General features: G+C 34.2%; 17 protein-coding genes and 1 pseudogene. 13 read left to right on the top strand and 5 right to left on the bottom strand.

Going from position 1 to position 17,971, the window contains the following annotated elements; genetic code table 11:
* Nucleotides 1-16: 16 nt before the first annotated feature.
* Genes HRU49_RS08760 through HRU49_RS08740 form a run of 5 tightly spaced genes read right to left on the bottom strand, consistent with a single transcriptional unit; the run spans nt 17 to nt 6,224 of the window.
* A complete protein-coding gene (locus tag HRU49_RS08760) occupies nt 17-877 on the bottom strand; it encodes a hypothetical protein (protein ID WP_296356237.1) in 861 nt (286 codons plus the stop codon).
* 2 nt (nt 878-879) lie between these two features.
* A complete protein-coding gene (locus HRU49_RS08755; RefSeq protein ID WP_296356235.1) occupies nt 880-1,467 on the bottom strand; it encodes a hypothetical protein in 588 nt (195 codons plus the stop codon).
* Nucleotides 1,468-1,480: 13 nt separating this feature from the next.
* The gene (locus HRU49_RS08750) at nt 1,481-2,122 is read right to left on the bottom strand and encodes a hypothetical protein (protein WP_296356231.1); all 642 of its coding nucleotides are present in this window, start codon (nt 2,120-2,122) and stop codon (nt 1,481-1,483) included.
* A 10-nt stretch (nt 2,123-2,132) separates the two neighbouring features.
* The gene (locus tag HRU49_RS08745; protein ID WP_296356229.1) at nt 2,133-4,790 is read right to left on the bottom strand and encodes a T9SS type A sorting domain-containing protein; all 2,658 of its coding nucleotides are present in this window, start codon (nt 4,788-4,790) and stop codon (nt 2,133-2,135) included.
* Nucleotides 4,791-4,829: 39 nt separating this feature from the next.
* Entirely contained in the window at nt 4,830-6,224 is a 1,395-nt protein-coding gene (locus HRU49_RS08740) for a hypothetical protein (RefSeq protein ID WP_296356226.1), read from the bottom strand.
* 118 nt (nt 6,225-6,342) lie between these two features.
* On the opposite strand from HRU49_RS08740, the gene HRU49_RS08735 reads away from it, so the two are divergent.
* From HRU49_RS08735 to HRU49_RS08680, 13 genes and pseudogenes are all read left to right on the top strand, one after another.
* Complete coding sequence (locus HRU49_RS08735; protein ID WP_296356224.1) at nt 6,343-6,888, top strand: sigma-70 family RNA polymerase sigma factor; 546 nt, start codon at nt 6,343-6,345, stop codon at nt 6,886-6,888.
* 3 nt (nt 6,889-6,891) lie between these two features.
* On the top strand, nt 6,892-7,614 hold the full coding sequence (locus tag HRU49_RS08730) for a hypothetical protein (protein WP_296356222.1): 723 nt from the start codon (nt 6,892-6,894) through the stop codon (nt 7,612-7,614).
* Entirely contained in the window at nt 7,614-8,570 is a 957-nt protein-coding gene (locus tag HRU49_RS08725) for an L-threonylcarbamoyladenylate synthase (RefSeq protein WP_296356220.1), read from the top strand. The genes HRU49_RS08730 and HRU49_RS08725 overlap by 1 nt, the downstream gene beginning before the upstream one ends.
* 353 nt (nt 8,571-8,923) lie before the next feature.
* Nucleotides 8,924-9,055 (top strand): hypothetical protein, encoded by a 132-nt coding sequence (locus HRU49_RS14735; protein ID WP_363146547.1) that lies wholly within the window; start codon nt 8,924-8,926, stop codon nt 9,053-9,055.
* Nucleotides 9,033-9,503 (top strand): annotated as a pseudogene (locus HRU49_RS08720) (DUF3179 domain-containing (seleno)protein). Before HRU49_RS14735 ends, HRU49_RS08720 begins: the two are co-directional and overlap by 23 nt.
* A 461-nt stretch (nt 9,504-9,964) precedes the next feature.
* Nucleotides 9,965-10,420: a 50S ribosomal protein L13 gene (gene rplM / locus HRU49_RS08715; RefSeq protein WP_296356218.1), complete on the top strand. Its 456-nt coding sequence runs from the start codon at nt 9,965-9,967 to the stop codon at nt 10,418-10,420.
* Entirely contained in the window at nt 10,420-10,806 is a 387-nt protein-coding gene (gene rpsI / locus HRU49_RS08710) for a 30S ribosomal protein S9 (protein WP_296356216.1), read from the top strand. The genes rplM and rpsI overlap by 1 nt, the downstream gene beginning before the upstream one ends.
* A gap of 212 nt (nt 10,807-11,018) precedes the next feature.
* Nucleotides 11,019-11,798, top strand: coding sequence for a 30S ribosomal protein S2 (gene rpsB, locus HRU49_RS08705; RefSeq protein WP_296356215.1), 780 nt, complete (start codon nt 11,019-11,021; stop codon nt 11,796-11,798).
* Between the two features lie 85 nt (nt 11,799-11,883).
* Nucleotides 11,884-12,858, top strand: a complete 975-nt coding sequence (tsf, locus tag HRU49_RS08700; protein ID WP_296356213.1) for a translation elongation factor Ts — start codon at nt 11,884-11,886, stop codon at nt 12,856-12,858.
* A 120-nt stretch (nt 12,859-12,978) separates the two neighbouring features.
* Nucleotides 12,979-13,686, top strand: coding sequence for a UMP kinase (gene pyrH, locus HRU49_RS08695; protein ID WP_296356211.1), 708 nt, complete (start codon nt 12,979-12,981; stop codon nt 13,684-13,686).
* Nucleotides 13,687-13,730: 44 nt separating this feature from the next.
* Complete coding sequence (gene frr / locus HRU49_RS08690; protein WP_296356209.1) at nt 13,731-14,285, top strand: ribosome recycling factor; 555 nt, start codon at nt 13,731-13,733, stop codon at nt 14,283-14,285.
* 64 nt (nt 14,286-14,349) lie between these two features.
* Entirely contained in the window at nt 14,350-15,630 is a 1,281-nt protein-coding gene (locus HRU49_RS08685; RefSeq protein WP_296356206.1) for a DUF5686 family protein, read from the top strand.
* 121 nt (nt 15,631-15,751) lie between these two features.
* On the top strand, nt 15,752-17,971 hold a 2,220-nt coding region (locus tag HRU49_RS08680), incomplete at its 3' end, for an efflux RND transporter permease subunit (protein ID WP_296356205.1).

Raw genomic sequence — 17,971 nt, 5'->3', positions numbered from 1 at the left:
GTTAATCTTGAAACCTCTATCTGTTATTAATAAATTCTTTTATGGAAATATTAATATCTAGTCTTCCTGAACCTTCTGATAGTACTTTAGCACGAGGTAAGAATTTAGATGTTGTGGCCCCGCACTTCTTCTCATCATCTAGGGATCTGGCTTTGCGTTTGGCAACACACTCCTCAATGATTTCTCCTCTAAACTCAGCAACAAACTCTTTTTCATTAAAACGTTTAATGAATACGTAACCTGAAAAAGGAATGGTCTCCGTTAATGTTTCGTCATTATAAAATACAAAATCATAAAATGCTTTATCATAAAACTCGTCTATACCATTAATATTTTTCATAGTACGTGAATTGATTAATGCTTCCTCTTGTGGTTTCATAAGGGCTGTTAACATATCAGCAGCTTCCATGGATGATATTTTACCTTCTTGCATTAGCTTCGTAATTTCCGCGCTTTTCTTTTTTATCATTTCTGCATTGTTCTCTAACTGCGCTTCTTCACTTAAATCACGATTACTTTCATATTTGCCGAGTTCGTCTTGCTTAAATTGATACTCCTTGAGGCTTTGTTCTAGATTACTTAATCTCACATAAATACTGTCTTCTTCTGTTATTGGAAACTTAAAATCGCGTTTAAAATCAATCCCAATAATAAGGGATTTACCATCTGCGCATTCATCACAATTATCTCGCTGAAATTGTGGTTTATATTTATCTATTTCACTTAACCTTAAGCTTATTTTTTGATTTGATATCTGAGCCTCTGCGACCTCCATATTACTCTTAAAGGTTTTACCATCAACGGTTACTTTCTGTTGTGCATTAAGTGTCACAAAAGCACATGCCTTGATAATAAATATTAAATAATTAAATTTCATATTTAAAAGAATTTTGAGTTTTTAATTATGCTAACAGCTGTAGATTTATAGTCGTACTGTCTCGCATTAGGGTCATTAACACCATTAATGGCGGGTACTGTTAAAACTATGGTATACCCATCCATCTTTACTTCAAGCTTACGCTGTTTACCTATCCATAGGGCCGCCTTACCTAAATTAGGAACGGATTCGGCAGACTTTAAAGACTTCAGTTTAAACTGCCATTGCTCTTGCCAGTTAGAATCGCCTTCAAAATCTTTCACAACAGATAGAAACCCTTTGGAATAAGCAGTTGCCATTGAAGGATCGAAAAGAATCATAAAATCACAGTATTTGCCGCTAAAGCGTCTAACCTGATCTACTTTTACCTCGTTTACATTGGCATCTATATATTGCTGCTTAACTTCATCCATGCTAATAATAGTGCAAAGATTTTCTGGTAATTCCTTAAAACTATATTTGTTTCCTGAAAAGGATTTGTTCTCTGTAAGCTCAGTGCCCAGCTCTTCTCCAACGATAGTTGTTTTATCTCCAAAACAAGATGACAATATGGTGGTACTGAGCAGCAATGCATATTTTAAATATTTCATTTTTATCTATTATTTAATTGATATATCCTGCCGCTTTTGCCATAGCTAATGCTATATTTTTATAGTCTCTATTTTTAGCTTCTTCTTCTTTATTACCTATATTCTTTGGAGGATAAACCATTAAGGTATAACCTTCAAACTTAATTTTTAATTCCGTTTTACTATCGTTCCACAAAGCGGCTAATCCAATACTTTTAACCCACTCAGACGATTTAGACATAGATTTTTGTAAAGCCCATGCTTCTTCCCAGTTCTCACCACTACCAGCAGCTTCTGCAATCTCTCCCATCATTTCATCTTTGCCAATTTCTCTAAACAATGATATGGAACCGCGCAACCACTCGTAATCATTTTCGCTTGTTTCAATATAAAAGCCGCATTGAGGCTCAATGTCTTTACGAAAACGATCTGATTTTTTATTATCCATAAGATGAATCTTATCTGCAGAAACACCATATAAATTAGCCAAAGTGCTTAAGGGCATTTGCTCACAGGCACTATTATCTTTATTATAATTAATACGATTACCTTTAAAGGTTTTGTTAACAAAACTCGTATCATCCATTTCTTCAATATTTATCATTTTTTTATCCCCGAAACAGGATATTAACAACCCTAAAATTACAAACAGGCTTAGTCGTTGTATTAGTTTCATAGTTTTATAATTATTTGATGATTAATTTTTTTGTGGCAGTACTATTTCCTTGAGTGATATTTACTAGATAAATACCCTTAGCTAAGGCACTAATATCTAATGCTACTTCAGCGGAATTCAAACTAGATAAACGCTTTACAATTCTCCCTGAATAATCTATAATGCTTAGATCGTCTATTAAAGAAGTATTTATAATATGAACTAAAGCATTTGCTGGATTTGGATACATCATAAAGTCAACCTCATTAGACTGAAATGTTGGATTACTTAATATCGAAGGCTCACCTGCAAAAACTGCAATGACAGGTGTTTTGCGGTCGGCATTGTAAAAGCCAAATTGCCCAACGACCAATAAACGTCCAGAGTCCTCTAAAAAGAGATCGTAAACTTCACTAAATTGACCAAAACCACTATAGAGTTCAGCATCTGAATTTGTATCCTCGGGATTAAAGCTTTCATCCAATGAACCGTCAGTATTTAGTCTGGCCAAGCCTCTAAGCGTTCTGCCATTTACAGTATTGAAATTACCACCAATAATCACCTTACCATCTGCTTGAACTTCGATATCATTGATAACGCCGCTTGAGTTTGTAGTTTGCATTATGCTTGTAGCATTAAAGGTGTTGTCAATGCTGCCATCACTGTTTAATTTTAAGATTGGTGATTGCGGATTGGCAATATTTCCAAAAAAACCACTTACAAAATACTGACCATTAGGTAATTCTGTTAGTGCATTAGCCCCACCACCTAGAATTCCAGATGAATCAAAGGAAGTATCCAAAGTGCCATCAGGATCAATTCTCGCTAGTCTTCCGTTAATATTTGTCCCGTTATAGCTTGTTACATCTGATAGGATGATTTGTCCATTACTTAATAAAAATATATCATTCACATTATTAACTCCTGTTCCAGTATTAAGCGTTGTATCAATACTTCCATCAGGATTCAATCTTCCAAACTGTTGTAAAGGTGTATCATTAAATTGTACAAAAAATCCACTAATAAGAAATTTACCGTCAGGTTGTAAAACAATGTGATTTATGCGCGCACTACCTGAGGTATTAACACCTGTTCCTACGTTGAACGCACCGTCAATACTTCCATCGGTGTTTAATCTTACTATACCAGGAGCTGGAATTTGGTTATAGTTTTCAAACTCTCCTACAACAACTACTTTACCGTCTGGTTGGACAACAAAATCATAAACATCATCATCAAAACCATTGAAAATAGTGTTACCAGTTGTAAAGGAATTGTCTATAGTTCCATCTGCATTGATCTTAGAGATGTTTCTGCTTCTAATATCATCATACTCTCTAAACTGACCTATTACAAAATAACCATTAGAAGCATCCTGTTTAATTTTGTTAACAATGGTTGTTCCTGAACTACCTTCAAGCGGTCCATAAGTTTTATTGAAGTCGCTGTCAATTGTACCATTAGTATTAAGTTGGGTAATGCGCCTAAGACGTCTTTGCATAAGATTACTGAACGATCCTCCTACTACAATGTTATTGTCAGCTTTGACAAAGAGACTTAGAACATCGCCTGTAGAAGTGCCTTCATCATCAACGGCATTAAAGGTATTATCAATACTACCATCAACATTGAGTCTAGCTACTTTTGAGATTACGCTTCCATTATATCTGTTAAATTTTCCACCAATAAGAATTTTACCATCAGATTGCAAAGTAACTGCTGCTATATCTCTCGATGATGTTACATCTACAGACGGAAAATATTGGCCTGTTCCATCTCCTGAATTAAAGGTGTTATCTACGCTTCCATCGGTATTTAACCTAATAATTTTATTTGCAGTTGTACCATCATAAGCTGTAAAATCTCCAGCAACAATAAGTTTACCATCAGGTTGAAGAGCGATTCCTTCAACATCATCATCAAATCCAGAGCCTACTTCAAACGTAGTATCTAAGCTACCATCTGCGTTAATTCGTGCAATATTTTTTCGAGATTGTCCATTGACATCATTAAAAATACCACCTACTATAATTTTACCGTCTAATTGTAGCACTGCCTTTTCAATAGTAAACCCATTAACCATAACTTGAAAGGTTTCATCCAGCGTACCATCAGCGTTTAATCTTAAAATATTTTCATTATTATCTATGGTACTTCCAAGACAAAAGGTAATATTACCCACAACAATAATCTTCCCATCAGGTTGGACTATAATATCCTCAACATCACCACAGTTGCTTATACTCTCAGGAGCAATAAAGGAAGTGTCTTTGGTACCATCGGCATTTAAACGCATTATGTCTTGTGCCTCAATATCAAAGTTTGGACTACCAGTATTGACTTCAAAGTTACCTCCGACTAAAAGTTTACCATCGGGTTGTAAAGCGATACTCGTTAAACGTGGTGGTGCACCGGAAGCCGTAAAATTAGTTTGGTTAAAACTCTCATCCATGGAACCATCAGGGAATAAGCGGACCAAGCTTCGCTTTTCAATTTGTTCGTAGGATTGAAACTGTCCAGCTATATAAAGTTTGCCGTCAGGTTGCTCTAAAATGTCGAATACAGGACCTTGAGCACCTTTGAGACCAGAATTATTCGGTAAAAAAGATGTGTCTAACGTTCCATCTGTTTGTGCAGATAAGGAGAGAATGGCAATAAATAAGTAGAGTAATAAGGTAATCTTTTTCATGTATTTATATTTTAGGATTTGTTAATTGAGTTGTTTAGACTAAAACATCTTGCGATATTCTTTTGGATTAATGGTTTTATTTATATGATCATTTATAGCGATTGTCTCACTTTTCATTCTTCCATCTTTAGAGGTAACTTTATATTCCATAATATGACCTTCTAGAGCGTCTCTATTTTGTATAAACCAATTTGGTAGATTTACACTTGGGGCTGCCCATAGTTCTATGGTCACATCCTTGTCAGACAATACATACTCATAGCATTTTGCACCCAAAACAGTTTTAGACTTTCCTGTTTTCTTAAGATTGGTATAATCATAATTAGACATTTCTTCTACAGGATTCTGCATTTGCTGTCCTCCCATCATACCTCGAGACATACGCATCTTTATTCCTTCTGTTTCAACAAAAATGTGAACGTCATCACCATCCATTACTATAACCGACTCACCCTGCATCTCGGCATCACTATACTCTGCCATATCTACCATTAACCCAATGTACTTTTTATCTGGATTGAGTAGATAGGACATATTAAATGATTCACTTTTATCTAAATCAGTAATTTTTACTTTAGTTTCAAATAAAAAATTGTAGACCCCTGGAGTTGTTGCATTCCTCGTCATCTCCGGCATTGATGTGCCATGCGGAATTATTCTCGAATTTTCTGTACGTCTACTGTCTAAGAACAAGATTGGTCCAATATCAATAGAACCATTTAAACTACTAGAGGTAAACGAAGACGTATACTTTTTTTCTGAGTTATTTGAATTTTTAATGCGACTTTCTAATTGAGTCTCCCCTTTAAATGAAAATTGAACATTTTTCTGAGAAATCACATCTACTACTACCTCACCGCTGGTAATATTATAAGATTGGTAGTCCTTTGTAACTGCTGTGGAATATCCATTTTCATCTTCCATTTTTGGTTCCCAAATAGGGTCATAAGAGAGTTTAAGTGATGCATCCTGTGGTATTTTTAAAATCACCTGCTCTTTTAATGGTATATCACCATTAAATAACAAGGAGTTTCCATTTGGAATATTTAAAGCATATCCATCATGAATGTCGGCGCCGTGTGTTACCCAAGAACCATAAATCTTTACACCACCATTGGTTCTTTCTAACTTTGCTACACCAAATTTTTGGATTGTATAATTACCATACTGCTTTTCATGCTTGAGAACAGCTGACCCATTGGAATTGTTTATGGCTATTTCGGTATCCTTTTTTTTATCTTTCTTAGTATTTGATGTTTTTTCTTTCTGCTCAGGTAAAGAAAAATCATCTATTTCTTTGTCAATAGCGCGTTCTGCCTTACGTTCTAGTTTTTGTTCGACCTTAGCTTTTAATCGCTTTAAAAGTTGTGCCTCAGTACTATAAACAGAAAAAAAGGATAAAAAAATAAAGAAAAGTACTTTCTGGAGTTTCATAACTGACATGTATTGTTTTACACTCTTTGGTATGCGGAAAAACAAAAAGGTTAACAACAGCTTAAAAAAAATTATATTTGTATACCACTGTTAACCTTTCCAAATCAATAGAAACTAAATGGCAGAACACATTCAGGACAATGACCTACAGAATCGCCTTAGAGCGGAAGATAAGTCGGCCCTCGAATTTGTTTATAAATCATATAAATCTGAATTTCTAAACTTTAGCCAACGGTACAAAGTTGATTACGATGATGCCTTAGATGCATACCAAGATGCTGTTATAGCGATGTATCAGAACTTTGTAATGAATGAATTAGAGTTGACGAATAGTTCAATTAAAACCTATCTATTTGGCATAGGGAAACATAAAATTTATAGGATTGTAAAGTCAAAACAGAAACAATTAAAAATTGAAAATGATATAGAAGAATTTAGGGATATTGAACCAAAGGGAAACGACTTAAATTATTACCAAGTAGAACTAGCAAAACTCATTGGTAATATCTCTGAAAGTTGTAGAGAACTATTGCGTTTATATTATTATCGTAATTTAAGTATCAATGAAATTGTAGAACGTACTCAATATAAGGATGCTAATACAGTGAAGAGTCACAAATCCAGATGTATGAAACGATTAAAATCATTAGTAAGCTCATCTTAAGTTATGAATAAGGAAGACTTATTACAAAAATATTTCAAAAGCACGCTGTCTCAAAAAGAGGAAGAACAATTTAATTCCTTATTGGAGATTGATGATGATTTTAAAGCTACATATGAGGAGTACAATAACTTTAATTTAGCGTTCAAATCTCATGAAGCTGATGCATTAAAGTCGTATTTAAAATCACTCGATAGCAGACAAAAAATTCGGCAACTAAAATGGTATCAAAACACAAAATTAATTTACTTGGCTGCAGCAATTTTGGTTTTTGCCTTATGCATACCATTTTTGGTAAAAGCTAATATAAACGATTTTTATGATGACTATTACGAAGTATATCCAAACGTAGAACAACCAATTGTAAGAGGTGCTGAGGAAACGGAAATCAACACTGCCTTTACAGCATACGAAGCCAATAAATATTCTATTGCTATTGATGCATTCCAAAACATATTAGAAGAAGACAATAATCCTAACTACAGGTTTTACTATGCCATGTCGCTCTTAAACAATGATCAATCAGATCTAGCGCTTAAGGAATTATCACAGATAGAAAGCATTGATTTTGATTACCAAAATGAAGTATTATGGTATACAGCGTTGATTCAACTTAAGAATAATGAGACTAACCAAGCCATAGCCAAACTAAATGAATTAGAAAATTCAGGGTCTTCATTTAAATCTAAAGAAAGAAAGGTAATTTTGCAGAAATTAAAGGACGACTAATGTCTATTATTTCCAAAGATATATCAAAGGCTGTTCGCTTATTAAATGATCAAGAATTGGTCGCCATACCAACAGAAACTGTTTATGGATTGGCAGGAAATATCTATTCAAAAGTGGCAATAAATGCAATATTTCGAACAAAGCAACGCCCCAAATTTAATCCCTTAATTGTGCACATTCCTAATGTGGCATATCTTGAAAATATTGCAGAATGCATCCCAGAAAAAGCACGACGTTTAGCTGATGCTTTCTGGCCAGGACCTATAACACTTGTACTCAAAAAAAAGAACACAATACCTGAACTTATTACCGCAGGAAAATCTACAGTTGCCGTAAGAGTACCGAATCATCCCATAACATTAGAATTGTTAAAACAATTAGATTTTCCCCTAGCGGCACCAAGTGCTAATCCCTTTAATAGAATCAGTCCAACAACTGCAAAGCATGTTGAGGACTATTTTATCAATGACCTTAAAATGGTTTTGGATGGAGGTCCATGTCAAAGTGGAATTGAATCAACTATAATTGGTTTTGAAAAAGATGAACCTATTATTTATCGTTTAGGCTCCACATCAATAGAAGCCATAGAAGATGTAGTTGGTAAAATTTCAATCAAAAATAAAAAAGAAATTGCACCAGATGCACCAGGAATGCTCGAGCGTCATTATGCACCAAACACTAAAACAATCTTGACGGACAACCTTCAAAAAACAATAGAGCAATATCAGGAAAAGCGAATTGGGTTATTAGTATACAGTGATATAGCAAATGATGATGCTATAAATTTTAAAATCGTTCTTTCTGAAGAAAAAAATCTACAAGAGGCAGCTTCAAAACTTTATGATGCCTTACACCAATTAGACAGACAAAATTTAGACATCATAATAGCAGAACGTTTACCAGATTATGATTTAGGAAAATCTATTAATGATCGACTTCAGAGAGCTACTAAATAGGCAGGTTTACTTTGTAAGGCCGAATCTTCTTCTCATCTGAAACTAGCAGTACAATGGTTTACGGTACATTAAAGAATCAAATAAATGTATCAAAACCCTCTGTTGATTTTTTATAAAATTAAACTAGAACCAAAATGAAAAGCACTTAACAGCCAACTCCATGAAAACTTTAAGACATTGTTTTGTTATCATTATTTCTTGATTCCAATGAGCTTTAGTTCTATGGATACGATTAACTTAGACGATGCAGATTAAATTGAAAACGAGGGTAATAATCCAGATAATATTTGGCTAATACTATACTATTGCTTTAAGAGATGGAGGACTCGGACAAGATGCTATACCATCTATTAATGATCCCATTTTTTTCAGATGCCAGTTCAGTTTCTCTATCTAATGACGAATTAATCGTTGGTATAAAACAAGCAGAGGTTGTTAAAGCTTATCCGCATTACATATTAGATTGGCATAAATACAACGATTAATTATTGCCCTTTAACAAATGCGGCCTACGCATGGGAAAGTCTGGCAAATGGAGGATGTAGTACATTCGGAGTTTCTGTTCTGCTTTATAATAGTTATTTCATATCGTATGATAGAGAAACAGACCGTAATTGGTCGCAAATTCAACAAAGATGTGTTAATGGCGAATTAATATAAAGCATTCCAGAAACGGTAATGGTAATTTAGACCGATTGGAAAACTTGGAAATCTTCATTTCCAAATTCACAAGTCTTGCCTACTCAAACAGGGTTTGTAAAGCCATATGGTACTTATCTTTATGGACCTTACAAACCTAATGATGATCTTTTTCATTTTGAACCTGAACCATTAAATCCAGCATTACCAAATAAACATCGTCTATTTACTTTAACGATAACAAGCAATCTAGAGTATTTAAATTCTCGAATTTTAATGGTGATAAAGTATTGAGAGAAAATATTTTCAATAAAAACCATCTTACTATAAGTAATGAAAATATCATTGTGTTATTTAAACCAAATACTTCTGCAAACAACTCTACATTTACCTACTATTTTAACAATTCTAAAACTTTTTTCAGGATAATGAAGGAAATAATCGGGACATGTTTGGAAACACTATAGATGGTCCGATTGAAAGACAAACTCTGATACCTGTAAATAGTATGACGAGCATGTGATTTGCTGTAGCAGCATTTTTCCCAAATCCATCTATTAACGAAGACTAATTCTGAAAAAAACTAGCTTAGTTGAGCCCGCGTTTTAAACATCTTAACCCTTCATTAATTTACTTAAAAAAAACCGCGCTCAACACTTGGTATTCCAATAAGTTATCGTAAATTTGCAAACTCTTTTTCGGAAGAGGATTGTTTAATCAATGTGTCATATTGGCGCATCATAAATCAAATTAGTGTGGATACATTAAGCTACAAAACAGTTTCTGCTAACAAAGCTACCGTTAATAAGGAGTGGGTTTTAGTTGATGCTGAAGGACAAACTTTAGGTCGCTTAGCTTCAAGAGTAGCAATACTTTTAAGAGGTAAGCATAAACCTAACTTTACGCCACACGTTGATTGCGGTGATAACGTAATTGTTATAAACGCAGAAAAAATCAACTTAACAGGAAACAAGTGGACAGATAAAAGTTATATCCGTCACACAGGTTATCCAGGTGGTCAAAGAAGTCTGACTGCTACTGAGATGTTTGACAAAGATCCAACAAGATTAGTAGAGAAGTCAGTAAAAGGAATGTTACCTAAAAATAAATTAGGCGCTGTTCTTTTTAGAAACTTAACTGTTGTTGCTGGGTCTGAGCACGCTCATGAAGCTCAAAAACCAAAGACAATTAATTTAAACGAAATTAACTAATGGAAGTAATTCACAAAATTGGCCGTAGAAAGACGGCTGTTGCCCGTGTTTATGTTGCCAAAGGAAAAGGTAACATTACGGTGAACAAAAAAGACATGGCGGATTATTTTACTACTGCACCATTGCAGTATAAAGTAAACCAACCTTTAGCCTTGACTAACAATGATGGCAACTTTGATATTACTGTTAACGTATATGGAGGTGGTATCACCGGCCAGGCGGAAGCAATACGTTTAGCATTATCTCGCGCAATGTGTGAGGTCGATGCTGAAAACAGAGCAATATTAAAGCCAGAAGGTCTATTAACTAGAGATCCTAGAATGGTAGAGCGTAAGAAATTCGGACAGAAGAAAGCGCGTAAGAAATTCCAGTTCTCGAAACGTTAATATCCAACAACACTTAATTCAGAGCTTGAAGTCTCAAGTTCTGAATTATTTTAAATTTTTATTGAACCGCTGCGTTAAGCAGCAAATTTTAACCAGTTATTGTTGTCCACAATGGAAACATTGGGATTTAGTTTAGCATCTAAATGATTAAGGCTAACGTCAAGTAACCACTCAATCATTGCTAATTCAACAGAACGTAAACTATTACAAAAATGGAAAAAGTAGAAGTAAAAGAACTACTAGAAGCAGGTGTACACTTCGGACATCTTACACGTAAGTGGGACCCTAATATGGCCCCTTACATCTATATGGAGCGTAACGGCATCCATATTATCAACCTTTACAAAACAGCAGCTAAGATAGAAGAAACTTGCGCTGCCTTAAGTAAAATTGCTGCGTCAGGAAAGAAAATCTTATTTGTTGCTACAAAAAAGCAAGCAAAAGATATCGTTGCTGAAAAAGCAGGTGCGGTTAATCAACCATACATTACAGAGCGCTGGCCTGGTGGCATGTTGACAAATTTCGTAACTATTAGAAAAGCGGTTAAGAAAATGTCTTCTATTGATCGCATGAAAAAAGACGGAACTTTTGAGTCTTTATCTAAAAGAGAAAAATTACAAATTGATCGTCAACGTGCTAAATTAGAAAAGAACTTAGGTTCTATTTCTGATATGACTCGTTTACCAGGTGCTTTATTTGTAGTAGACATAAAACGCGAGCACATTGCGATTAAGGAAGCTCAAAAATTAAACATCCCAATCTTTGCAATGGTTGATACTAACTCTGATCCACGTCAAGTTGATTATTTAATTCCATCAAATGATGATGCTTCTAAGTCAATTAATAAAGTACTATCTATCGTTTCTTCTGCCATTGAAGATGGATTAAACGAAAGAAAAGCTGAGAAAGCAGCCGATAAAGAAGGAAAAAGTGAAGCTAAAAAAGCTAAACCAGCAGAAAAAGCTCCTGTAGCGGCTCAAGAAGAAGAATAAAAAAGAATAACACAATATTTAAAGGTCGTTTAGTTCTTTTCTTTTTGAAAATCTATTAAACGACTTTTTCAAATTTTAATATATTATGGAAAATACTGTAAAAATTACAGCAGCAGAAGTAAACAAGCTTAGACAAGCAACTGGTGCTGGTATGATGGATTGTAAAAAAGCCTTAGTTGAAGCTGGTGGTGATTTTGATAAAGCCATTGAAGTTTTACGTAAAAAAGGTCAAAAAGTAGCAGAAAAAAGAGCCGACAGAGATTCTTCTGAAGGTGCTGCTGTTGCTAAAGTAAATGCAGATGCTACATCTGGTGTAGCAATCGTTTTAGGATGTGAAACTGATTTTGTTGGTAAGAACGAAAATTTTGTGAAGTTAGCAAATGACCTAGCATATGCGGCACTTAACTACAATACTAAAGAAGAATTTTTAGCTTCTGAATTTGGTGGAATGACGGTTGCTGATAAATTAATCGAACAAACTGGTGTAATCGGTGAGAAATTAGACATTACATCATTTGAAAAATTAGATGCCCCTTTTGTTGGACAATATGTACACATCAATAAAATTGCTGCTTTAGTAGGTTTATCTGCTAAAGTTGATAATGCTGAGGTTTTAGTTAAAGATTTAGCAATGCAAGTTGCTTCTATGGGAGCTACAACATTATCCTATAAAGATTTTGATCCAGCTTTTGTTGCCTCAGAAACTGAAGCGCGTATTGCAGTTATCGAAAAAGACAATGAAGAATTAGCAAGATTAGGGAAAACATTAAAAAATGTTCCTAAATACATCTCTATGGCTCAGTTAACACCAGAGGTATTAGCTCAAGCTGAAGAAGATGCCAAGGCAGAATTAAAAGCTGAAGGTAAGCCTGAGCAAATTTGGGATAGAATTTTACCTGGTAAAATGGAAAGATTCATTTCTGATAACACCACTCTAGATCAGGAGCAATGTTTATTAGACCAAAAATTTATCAAGGATGAAAAGAAAACTGTTGCTGAATATGTCACATCATATGGTGATGTTAAAGTTACTGGATTTAAAAGAGCAACAGTAGGATAATTGCATAAAATCATTCTAAATATGAAAGCCTTTCAATAAATGAAAGGCTTTTTTTTGACATTTTTTTCACTTTTACAGATGCTAATAATTATGTAGCTTTGTTCAACTTTCAAATTAAATATGAAATACAAAAGAATCCTATTAAAACTGTCTGGTGAAGCTCTTATGGGAGACAGACAGTATGGTATAGATCCTCAACGCTTGGCAGAATATGCTCAAGATATAAAAGAAATAACTGATTTAGGTGTTCAGGTGGCTATCGTAATTGGTGGGGGTAACATCTTTAGAGGTGTAGCAGGTGCAAGTAATGGTATGGATCGTGTACAAGGGGATCATATGGGTATGTTAGCTACTGTCATTAATGGTTTAGCTCTTCAAAGTGCATTGGAAGATGCCGATATTCCAACGCGCTTGCAAACGGCCATTAAAATAAACGAGGTTGCAGAACCTTTTATTAGACGCAAAGCAATGCGGCACCTTGATAAAGGACGCGTAGTAATTTTTGGAGGAGGAACTGGAAATCCCTATTTCACAACAGACTCAGCAGCAGTGCTTAGAGCCATTGAAATCGAAGCTGATGTTATTTTAAAAGGTACACGTGTAGATGGAATTTACACAGCAGATCCTGAAAAAGACAGTTCAGCCGTGAAGTTTGACAATATTACCTTTGACGATGTATTACGCAAGGGATTGAAAGTAATGGATACCACAGCGTTTACATTAAGTCAAGAAAATGAACTACCGATTATTGTCTTTGACATGAATAAAAAAGGAAATTTATTAAAGGTAGTTTCTGGTGAAAGTATTGGCACAGTGGTAAACCTTTGATTTATAGCTTAAATTTTGATAGCCCACAGTTAAAAACTAGAATTATGAACGAAGAAATAGAATTTATTATAGACACAGCTAAAGAAGCTATGGAAAATGCTATGAAGCATTTAGAAAAGCAATTAGTTAATATTAGAGCTGGTAAGGCTAGTCCTGCCATGCTCGGTAGTGTTATGGTTGATTACTATGGTTCTCAGACTCCGCTTAACCAAGTTGCTAATGTAAATACCCCGGATGGAAGAACAATTTCGGTTCAGCCATGGGAAAAAAGTATGCTTCAGGAAATTGAACGAGGTATTATGATAGCTAATCTTGGTTTTAACCCTATGAATAACGGTGAAACCATCATTATTAACGTTCCACCATTAACTGAAGAACGTCGTAAAGAATTAGCAAAACAAGCAAAATCTGAAGCAGAAGATGCTAAAATTGGTATTAGAAATGCACGAAAAGATGCTATGAATGATATTAAAAAGTCTGACGTATCAGAAGATGTTCAAAAAAATTCGGAGATAGACATACAAGAACTTACCGATTCTTACGTTAAGAAAATAGACCAAATTCTCGATGTCAAAGAGAATGAAATCATGACCGTCTAAACTAATATGACTTAAAAAAATCCCAAATAAATTTGGGATTTTTTTAATCTAAATCACACCTCTAATGCTCAAGCAGCTGTTTGTTGTTATTTTCTTTGTTGTTACAGCAAGTAGTTTTGCACAGACAACTCAAAAGAAAGATAAGGCTGATGAGATGGTTAAAAGAGATTCAATTAAAAAAGCCGAATTTCTAAAAAATATTGGTAATGGCTACTTACCTATTGGCTTTTTTGATTTAGATCTACGATACTTAATTAAATTCAACCAGTTTGAAGGATTTAGAACAGGGTTAGGCGGTACAACCAATAAACGATTTTCAGAAAAATACCGTATCAATGGTTATACCGTTTACGGATTTAAAGACAAACGTTATAAATTTAGCCTCGGAGGTGGATTTCGAGTCAACGAACAAACAAATACTTGGATTAATTTATCCTATACCGATGATTTACAAGAAACAGGAAGTTCTACCTTCCTAACTGACAAACGCTTTTTCACTTTCTTTGAACCTCGGCTACTCAATATTGATCTTTTTCATAGACATATCACAAAATCGGTAAGCCTTCAGCATAAGATTTCTAATCATCTACTTTCTGAAACACAATTTTCGTATAGTAATATAAATCCAACTTATACCTATAATTTCGTTTTAGACAATGATAGTTTCAATTCATTTAGTCTAAGTACTGCAAGTATAAGTCTGCAGTGGAGTCCCTTTAGCAAATTTGAACTCAATGAAAATAATGTCGTTGAAACTAAAAACGGTTATCCTAAATTTACTGTTCAGGTCACACAAGGTTTTAAATCGGTATTTGGTAGTGACTTTAACTTTTCAAAATTGGACTTTAGAACTATACAGCAATTCAATCACAAGAACGACGCTGTAACTAGCATTACTTTAGTGGCAGGTATCGCTGGAGGAGACATACCATTAACTCACCTTTATCACGCATATCCTAATAATATTACCAAAGAAACAATACTTCAACGGTTTTCTGTTGCTGGTTTAAACAGTTTTGAAACTATGTACTTTAATGAGTTTTTTAGTGATAAATTCTCTACGTTACAACTTAAACATGCTTTAAGACCCTTTCAAATAACTGAGCGCTTTAAACCTCAATTAGTTCTCATTTCAAGGTACGCACTTGGTAACATGGATAGTATAGATAGACATCAAGGCATACAATTTAATACTTTAGAACATCTATATTCCGAGTCTGGTTTTGAAATTAATAAACTTATCCTTGGGTTTGGATTAAGTTTTGCCTATAGATATGGTGCATATTACTTGCCAAATTTCGAAGACAATATTGCATTTAAATTCACTTTTAATATCTCTCTATAAACAACATTATATTAGTGTTAATTTACTGGCAAATCCTTAGGTTTTTTCTACCTTTGCCGCTCATTTCTACTTTTGGAAAAATTTACTAAATATTACCTGATTTTCAGGTAGAACAATGACCATGTTTAAAATACTAACAACAGGATTTTGGGAGGCTGTTGCGAGATTAATTCTTCGTAACAAGATTTTTATTCTTCTCGCTGTAATTACTGCTACAGTATTTTTTAGCATGCAATGGAAACATATGCGCTTTACCTATACAGAAGCGAATATGCTCCCAGATGAACATGAAGTAAATCTTGTCTACAATGATTTTCTAAAAGTTTTTGGTGAAGAAGGAAATCTTATTGTTCTAGGGGTTAAGGATTCTAGTCTTTTTTCCGTTAAACAGTTTAATGCATGGAACAAACTCGCCGAATTTTTTAAAACAACAAAAGAGGTAGAGACTGTTTTATCAATAAAGGATTTACAAAAATTAGTAAAAAATACAGCCAAAGAACAATTTGATTTAGAACCGTTTATCAAGGACTCAATAAGCAACATTGAGCAGCTTAATACACTTCAAGAAGAACTCTTTAAAAGGTATCCGTTTTACGACAACTTCTTATTCAACGCAGAAACCAAAACTATTCGAACTGCGATATATCTTAAAAAGGATATTGTTAATACTTCTGCGAGAAAAGACTTTATTATTGACATTTTAGAACCAAAAGTAAGAGGGTTTCGTGAAACCACTGGATTGGATGTGAAGGTGTCTGGAATGCCATACATTAGGACCTTAAATTCACAAAACATTGTAGATGAAATACCTATTTTTATTGGAGCTGCTTTGTTTGTGACATCATTAATTTTCTTTTTGTTCTTCAGATCCTTCAGAGCCACTTTCATTTCATTAATTGTTGTTTGTGTTGGAGTAATGTGGACTTTTGGGATTCTTGGATTACTTGGGTATGAAATCACTGTATTAACAGCCTTGATTCCACCTTTAATAATTGTAATTGGTATTCCAAACTGTATTTTCCTCATCAACAAATACCAGCATGAAGTTAAAGCGCATGGCAATAAAGTGAAATCCTTACAACGGGTTATAACCAAAATTGGCAATGCCACGCTAATGACCAATGTTACAACTGCTTCAGGCTTTGCAACGTTCATTTTAACCGAAAGTAAACTTTTGACGGAATTTGGTATAGTTGCTTCGTTAAGTATTCTGGCAATTTTTATTTTATGCCTTTTGGTTATTCCAATTATCTATACATTTTTACCTTATCCAAAACAACGTCATTTAGAGCATTTAAATAAACGTTGGATTGGAGGTTTTGTTGACTGGATGGAGCGCATGGTTAAGCATAGGAAAATTACCATATATGTTACTGCCCTTATTCTTATCATAGGCAGTATGATAGGCATGAATAAAATTGAGATTTCAGGTAGCTTAATTGAAGATATGCCTAAAAATAAGCAGTTCTTTAAGGATATAAAATTCTTTGAGGATGAGTTTAATGGTATCATGCCGTTAGAAATTATGGTGGATACCAAACGTAAAAAGGGTGTGATGAAATTATCTACCTTAAAGCGTATTAACCAGCTCGAAGAATTAATTGAAGAAACCCCTGAACTTTCTAAGCCAATTTCTGTTGTAAGTTTAGTAAAATACAGTAAACAAGCCTATTACAACGGAAACCCTAAATATTACCAATTACCAACAAGCCAAGAGAACAGTTTTATTTTATCCTACGCAAAAAACTCCTCTAGCAATATCGATTTACTGAAGAACTTTGTTGATAGCACTGGCCAATACGCAAGGATTACCACCTTTATGAAGGATATCGGAACAGACAAGATGGAGCGTATACAGGAAAATTTACAAACTAAAATTGATAAAGTTTTTCCGAGCGAGCGTTATGAGGTAACTATGACTGGTAAAGCTCTAGTATTTCAAAAAGGTACAAAATATTTAGTGCGAAATTTAGTGATTTCACTTTCACTTGCAATTTTACTTATTGCTTTGTTCATGGCCTATTTATTTAGATCTTTTAGAATGATTATTGTGTCATTAATTCCAAACTTATTGCCATTGCTTGTTACAGCAGGTTTAATGGGATTCGTAGGAGTACCCATAAAACCATCAACAATATTAGTGTTTAGTATAGCCTTTGGTATTTCGGTAGACGATACGATTCATTTTTTGGCTAAATACAGGCAAGAACTTCAAGCAAATCACTGGAAAATTAGAAAATCTGTTTACGCCGCACTTAGAGAAACTGGCGTAAGTATGTTCTATACCTCTTTTGTTTTATTCTTCGGATTTTCTGTTTTTAGAATTTCTAGTTTTGGTGGT

This window comes from Winogradskyella sp., assembly GCF_013213975.1.
Lineage (GTDB): Bacteria > Bacteroidota > Bacteroidia > Flavobacteriales > Flavobacteriaceae > Winogradskyella.
The sequence above is the reverse complement of the archived record's forward strand: the minus strand, read 5'-3'. Positions and strand labels throughout refer to the sequence as shown.